Raw genomic sequence first — 1549 nt, forward strand, 5'->3', positions numbered from 1 at the left:
CACTGATCGTCGTGCAGTGCACCGGGGTGGTGGGCCGGGAGAGCTTCGCGACGGTCCAGGAGTCGGGGACGAAGACCCTCCTGGCCCACGATCGTGCGCGGGTCCAGGTCTGGCTCGCCCTCGAGGACGCGGTGGCGCAGCTCGGCGAGCGCGCCCCCGATGTCCTCGTGGCGATGTCGTCACTGGCCTCCGTCTCCGGTGGCTTCGGTCTGGCCGCGTACGCCGTGTCGTGCCGGGCTGTGGAACTGCGCTGCGAGAACGCCTCGCCGGCAGCGCGGACCCGGCGGATCGCGGTGGCCTGGGACGGGTGGCGGACGACCGACGCCGATGACGCCGCATTCGCCCGGAATTTGCTGAGACATGCGCTGGATCCGGACTACGCCTCGACGCTGCTGAGGCGGATCGCCGCCGGACCGTCCCGGGGAACGGTGATCGCCAGCCGCCGTCCGCTCACGATCGAGGGTGCGGATGTGGACCGCGCGACCGGCGCCGAAGTCTCCCTGCAGACCGCCGGAACACCATCGACCGTGGTCTCCCCGGGAGGCTCGGAGAGCTCGGACGGGCAGGAGGCCCGTGCGTCGCTCTCGCGTCTGTGCGAACTGTGGGCTGACGCGCTCGGCCTCCACCGGGACGAGGTCGGCGCCGACTCCGATTTTTTCGCCCTCGGTGGTCAGTCCCTGGCCGCGACACGACTGCTCGGCACTCTCCGCGACGAGCTGGGACTAGACCTGCGGCTGCGAGACCTCCTCGACGATCCGACGCCGGGGGGTGTCGCGGGAGCCGTCGTGTCGGATCCGGGTCGGGAGCAGGAGGACTCGTCCGGGGGCTCTGGCACGGAGGGTTCTGGCACGGAGGACTCTGGCACGGGGGGCGCGGGCACGGGGGATGCGGACATCGAGCCCGATCCCACAGACCCGGCGCCGTTGACGCCGGTCCAGCGTGCGTACCTCCTGGGCCGCGAGGACGACTACGGCATCGGTGGCGCGGCGTGCCACAGTTTCGTGGAGTTCCGTGCCCGTTCACTGGATCCGGATCGGTTCGAGGCCGCGTTCCGCACGATGGTGCAGAGGCACCCGATGCTGCGGACGGTCGTCGAGCTGGACGGGATGCACGAGGTCGACATCAGGCCCGAGGATTTCCGGCTCGACGTGACCGACCTGAGGCAGTCCGACGACCCCGAGACCGGGCTCCGGCGGTGGCGTGACCGCCTGTCGACGCGGCGCGCCCCGGCGTCACGGTGGCCGCTGGTCTGCCCGTACCTCGCGATCACCGCCGACGCGGTGCACGTGGGGTGGAGCGTCGACGTGCTGGTCTGCGACGCCGACAGCTTCGGCCTCCTGCACTCCGAGATGGGAGTGGTGTACCGCGGCGAGGACCCTGGCCCTGCTCCGCAGCGCACCTTCGCCGACCACGTGCGCAGTAGCGCGGCAGGGGGAGTCCCGGCTGGTCCCGGGCAGGACGAGGACCGCCGTTGGTGGGCGGAGCGGGCCGGACAGCTACCCGCGGCGCCCGAGATCACCGGCGGGGCTGCTCCCGGTGGGTCGGCGTC

At 72.0% G+C, this 1549-nt stretch carries 1 protein-coding gene; it reads left to right on the forward strand.

The annotated features are described in order from the left end of the window. Nucleotides 1-1549, forward strand: a 1549-nt coding sequence (locus G6026_RS15430; RefSeq protein WP_241728129.1) for a phosphopantetheine-binding protein, incomplete at both ends; no start/stop codon positions are given.

It is taken from the genome of Dietzia sp. DQ11-38-2 (genome assembly GCF_014145055.1).
Classification (GTDB): Bacteria; Actinomycetota; Actinomycetes; order Mycobacteriales; family Mycobacteriaceae; genus Dietzia.